Source organism: Ruminococcus callidus ATCC 27760 (genome assembly GCF_000468015.1).
Taxonomy (GTDB): domain Bacteria; phylum Bacillota; class Clostridia; order Oscillospirales; family Ruminococcaceae; genus Ruminococcus_C; species Ruminococcus_C callidus.
In genome coordinates, this window is record NZ_KI260426.1 from 38116 (window position 1) to 42678 (window position 4563).

General features: G+C 53.2%; 5 protein-coding genes and 1 tRNA gene. 4 read left to right on the forward strand and 2 right to left on the reverse strand.

Annotated elements, in window-relative coordinates; genetic code table 11:
* Nucleotides 1-35: 35 nt before the first annotated feature.
* Together RUMCAL_RS15095 and RUMCAL_RS09625 are read right to left on the reverse strand one after the other, a co-directional pair.
* Complete coding sequence (locus RUMCAL_RS15095; RefSeq protein ID WP_084194401.1) at nucleotides 36-299, reverse strand: hypothetical protein; 264 nt, start codon at nucleotides 297-299, stop codon at nucleotides 36-38.
* A gap of 78 nt (nucleotides 300-377) precedes the next feature.
* Nucleotides 378-453 (reverse strand) — tRNA-Gln (locus tag RUMCAL_RS09625).
* A gap of 283 nt (nucleotides 454-736) precedes the next feature.
* On the opposite strand from RUMCAL_RS09625, the gene RUMCAL_RS09630 reads away from it, so the two are divergent.
* Genes RUMCAL_RS09630 through RUMCAL_RS09645 form a run of 4 tightly spaced genes read left to right on the forward strand, consistent with a single transcriptional unit; the run spans nucleotide 737 to nucleotide 4522 of the window.
* Entirely contained in the window at nucleotides 737-2035 is a 1299-nt protein-coding gene (locus RUMCAL_RS09630) for an SPFH domain-containing protein (RefSeq protein WP_040647786.1), read from the forward strand.
* Between the two features lie 20 nt (nucleotides 2036-2055).
* Nucleotides 2056-3141 (forward strand): TFIIB-type zinc ribbon-containing protein, encoded by a 1086-nt coding sequence (locus RUMCAL_RS09635; RefSeq protein WP_021682603.1) that lies wholly within the window; start codon nucleotides 2056-2058, stop codon nucleotides 3139-3141.
* The gene (locus RUMCAL_RS09640; RefSeq protein WP_021682604.1) at nucleotides 3138-4067 is read left to right on the forward strand and encodes a hypothetical protein; all 930 of its coding nucleotides are present in this window, start codon (nucleotides 3138-3140) and stop codon (nucleotides 4065-4067) included. The genes RUMCAL_RS09635 and RUMCAL_RS09640 overlap by 4 nt, the downstream gene beginning before the upstream one ends.
* Entirely contained in the window at nucleotides 4064-4522 is a 459-nt protein-coding gene (locus tag RUMCAL_RS09645) for a GNAT family N-acetyltransferase (protein ID WP_021682605.1), read from the forward strand. The genes RUMCAL_RS09640 and RUMCAL_RS09645 overlap by 4 nt, the downstream gene beginning before the upstream one ends.
* The last annotated feature ends 41 nt before the right edge of the window (nucleotides 4523-4563 follow it).

The following is a 4563-nucleotide window of genomic DNA, read 5'->3' on the forward strand; positions in this document are numbered from 1 at the left end:
GCCGTCAGGCGGGCTTTATTCAGCGTTTCCTTAACTTACGCAGTCGGTTCTTCGGGAGCCGGCTGCGTTTTTTCGGTTTCAGGAGCAGCGGCTTCCGGCTTCTGATAGATCGTAACAATGTCCTCCTCAGCTTTCACCTGCTCCTGTTCCTGCTGCCGTTCCTCTTTTTCACGGCATTCCCGCAGCTTTTCCGAGAGGTTCCCCATGGCTTTCCGATACCGCCAGAACAGAAAGATCATGGCGAGGATATACACCACGGTGACGATGCCGAGAACGATTGCCAGTTTATGTTCGCCCATAGATGTCCGATCCTTTCTCAATGTCCAGAAAACCCCGTCCAAATACAGCAGCTGGACGGGGTTTTCTCTTTTCACTTTTGGTTGGAGTAGCTGGATTCGAACCAGCGGAATGACGGAGTCAAAGTCCGTTGCCTTACCCCTTGGCTATACCCCATTCTTTCGAAAGTGTTGCCTCAGACAAACATTAGTATACCATAAATCTCGGAAAAAGTCAAGTGTTTTTTCATCTCCGAAAAAAATTACAATTTTTTTCGGAGATTTTCATGGAAAATGTCAATTTTCACTTGCCAAGTCGATTTTTTTATGGTATAATTATGATAATATTATTGCAAATCAGCATGTAAACCAGCGGCATTGTCCGCATATCACTCGCATATCATAAACCAGACCGTTGGTTTGCATTGCTTCGCCTTATGAAAGAACTGGAGGTTATCAATATGGGTTTGATTCGTGCAGCAGCAGGTGCCGTTGGCGGCACACTGGCAGATTCGTGGCTGGAGTACATCACAGCCGGTGACATGGGTGCCAACACCGTCATGACAAAGGGTGTACAGATCAAGCGTGGCAAACACGGCAGCAACACCAAGGGCACACCAGACATCATTTCCAATGGTTCCCGCGTTGAGGTTGGACCGAACCAGATGATGATCCTGGTGGACAGCGGTCGGATCATGGACTACACTGCTGAGGAAGGCTGTTATGAGGTATTCCTCTCCTCCTCTCCGTCCATGTTCAACGGACAGCTGAAGGATTCCGTGCGGGAGTCTTTCGAACGCTTCAAGTTCGGCGGACAGCCGGGTAAGTCCCAGCAGGTCTATTTCATCAACTTGCAGGAGATCCGCAACATCAAGTTCGGCACACGCAACGCCCTGCAATACTTTGACAATTTCTACAATGCAGAATTGTTCGTCCGCTGTCACGGCAGCTATTCGATAAAGATCACAGACCCGCTGAAATTCTTCATGGAAGTTGTTCCCCGCAACGCTGCCAGCCTGACATTTGACGAATTGGGCGACCAGTTCAACATGGAATTCCTGTCGGCTCTCCAGTCAGCGATCGGACAGATGTCTGTAGACGGTGTCCGCATCTCCGCCCTGCCGTCCAAGAGCATGGAGCTGTCCAAGTATATGGCAACCGTTCTGGACGAGGACTGGACACAGGCACGGGGCGTGGATATTTGTGCTGTGGGTATCGGCAGCATCAGCTATGACGAGGAAAGCAAGGCTCTCATCAACATGCGGAATCAGGGTGCCATGATGGGCGACCCCTCTGTACGGGAAGGCTTTGTACAGTCGGCTGTGGCAAAGGGACTTCAGGCCGCCGGCTCTAATACTGCCGGTGCCGGACAGGCGTACATGGCAATGGGCATGGGTATGCAGGGTGCCGGCAACTTCATGGCAAGTGCTTCCCAGACCAATGCCCAGCAGATGCAGCAGCAGGCAATGGCTCAGCAGCAGGCAATGGCTCAACAGCAGGCAGCCCCCGCTGCAGCAGCTGCAAACGGCTGGACCTGTTCCTGCGGCACTGTCAACAGCAGCAACTTCTGTACCAACTGCGGCAGCAAAAAACCGGCTCCTGCCGGCTCTTGGAAGTGCAGCTGCGGTACAGAAAACACCGGCAATTTCTGCACCAACTGCGGCAGCAAAAAGCCGGCTCCCGCCGGTGAATGGACCTGTTCCTGCGGCACCGTCAATACCGGCAATTTCTGCACCAACTGCGGCAACAAGCGTGGATAAACGGCAAAAAGGAGAACAACATGAATACCGTACAATACAAATGCCCTAACTGCGGTGCGGAACTGACCTTTGATCCGGAGCATCAGAATTTTAGCTGCGAATACTGCGACAGCACCTACACCGAAGCAGAAATGCAGCAGCTGTATCAGAACATGGAACAACAGGCAGATCAGCAAGCAGACGCTTCGGCGGAAACGCTGGAAAGCGAAACCGATGACAAGGCGTTCGAGAACGAAACACGGCTCTACACCTGTCAGAACTGCGGGGCACAGATCATTGCAGAAGCGGAAACTTCCGCCACATTCTGCTACTACTGCCACACTCCGGTGGTACTCGCCGGACGGCTGACGGGAGAATACAAGCCGGCCTATGTGCTGCCCTTTGCGGTCACACGGGAAGCAGCTGTGGAAAAATTCCACAGCTGGTGCAAAAAGCGTTGGTTTCTCCCCAGAAGCTTCACCTCGGAAAAGCAGCTGGAAAAAATGTCCGGTGTTTATGTACCGTTCTGGCTCACCAACTGTGATGCCAAGACCCAAGTAGATGCACTGGGCAAAAAAGAACGCAGCTGGCGGGATGGGGACTATCAGGTCACCGAAACCAAAGAATTCGCTGTAAAACGTCTGGCAAAGATCCCCTATCGCGGCGTTCCCGCAGACGGCTCTCAAAAAATCGAAGATGCTCTCATGAACGCTATTGAGCCGTTCTCCTATGACAAGATGAAAGCATTCTCCATGAAGTACCTCAGCGGCTTTATGGCACAGAAATACGATGTCCCCTACGACCAGATCCTGCCCCGAATCCATAAGCGGATCGACGAACACGCCGTAAAGACCGTGGAAAAATCCATCAGCGGCTACAGTTCTCACGTGGTGACTTCTCACAATGTACAAATGGAAAATATCCAGCACGATTATGCTCTGCTGCCGGTATGGTTCATGCACTACCAGTACCATGGAAAGAACTACGACTTCGCCATGAACGGGCAGACCGGCACGCAGGCAGGCACGCCGCCTCTCAGCTGGGGGAAAGCACTGCTTTTCAGCGGCGTGCTGGCGGCAGCAATTACAGGGCTGGCAGTACTGATAGGAGGGCTGATGTTCCGATGAAAACGATCTGGAAGCAGACCGCGGCAGCTCTGGCAGCCGGTATCTGCATCTGCAATCTCACACTTCCCGCTGTTTCGGCGAAAACCGAGGATTCCAGCAACAATGTCTACCTCTGTGACGAGGGTGACTTCCTGTCCGATGCAGAATTTCAGGAGGCAATGGACGAATTACAGGAAGCCGCAGACGAAAGCGGCATGAACGTGGCTCTCTGGATCGGCAGCACTGCCGTCGGGGACAATTCAGATGCAGACACCATTGCATTCTGTGATGAAACCTATGAGGAACTCTACGGTATGAATACCGACGGCGTATTCCTCTATCTGGATATGTCCGGAGAAACCTCTCTGTTCGACTACCTCTCCACCAGCGGCAAGGGACAGTTCTATTATACGGACAATGAGGACTACAACCGTGTGGGAATCATGATCCAGGATGTGGAAGAATATCTGCCCCGCGGCGAAGAAGACCTGCCGTCTGCGATACACATCTTCTGTTCCGATCTGAAATACTATGCAGACCAGGGCGTTCCCACTGACAAATACTACACCTACAACAAAGACACCGGAAAGTATCTCATCATGCAGGACGGTCAGGTGCAGGAAGTCAGCAAACTGCCAAAGGAATACACCGCAATACTCAGCTGGGGAACCATTGTGATCCTTGCCGTTCTGATCGGCGTGATCGCTTTTGGCATTTCCGTGCTGTCGATCCGGAATCGGTATAAGTTCAAGGCTGCGGGCAGCCTGCAAAACTATCTGGTTGCCAACGATGTGCAGTACCTCCAGCGATCCGACCAGTACCTGCGAACCTACACCAGCCGCACGAAGATTTCCTCCGAGAGCAGCGGCGGCGGTGGCGGAGGCGGCGGCAGCAGCCACAGCAGTTCTTCCGGCGGCAGCCACGGCGGCGGAGGCGGACACCGATGAGCGAACTGACATTCCGTCCGATCACAGCGGCAGACGAAACGGACTTCTACGCCATGGCAGAGGAATTCTTTCACTCCGATGCGGTGCTGCACCCCATTCCCGCAGAGTATCACCGGCGGACGTTTGCGGAGATGATGCGTTCCGACCAGTATCTGTCCGGCTATATTTTTCAGTGTGATGATGCAGTGGCAGGCTTTTCCGTCACCAACCGCATGATGCAGCACGAAGCCGGCGGTGTCATGGTCTGGGTGGAAGATCTGTATATCCGTCCCGCATACCGCGGGCAGGGACTGGGCAGCCGTTTTCTGCAATGGCTGGAGGAACAGCTGCGGGGCGATGCGGTAATGCTCCGGCTGGAAACTGAACCGGAAAATGAACGAGCACAGGCACTGTACCGCCGGCTGGGCTACGAATCGCTGGGGTATCTCCAGATGATAAAACGACTGGGAGATTAGGGAAATACTTAAGGCAATACCGCACAAAGAGCGTCTGGCGA

Coding starts and splice junctions, on each gene's coding strand:
- RUMCAL_RS15095 (WP_084194401.1), bottom strand. CDS start 299: ATGGGCGAACATAAACTGGCAATCGTTCTCGGCATCGTCACCGTGGTG.
- RUMCAL_RS09630 (WP_040647786.1), top strand. CDS start 737: ATGGGTTTGATTCGTGCAGCAGCAGGTGCCGTTGGCGGCACACTGGCA.
- RUMCAL_RS09635 (WP_021682603.1), top strand. CDS start 2,056: ATGAATACCGTACAATACAAATGCCCTAACTGCGGTGCGGAACTGACC.
- RUMCAL_RS09640 (WP_021682604.1), top strand. CDS start 3,138: ATGAAAACGATCTGGAAGCAGACCGCGGCAGCTCTGGCAGCCGGTATC.
- RUMCAL_RS09645 (WP_021682605.1), top strand. CDS start 4,064: ATGAGCGAACTGACATTCCGTCCGATCACAGCGGCAGACGAAACGGAC.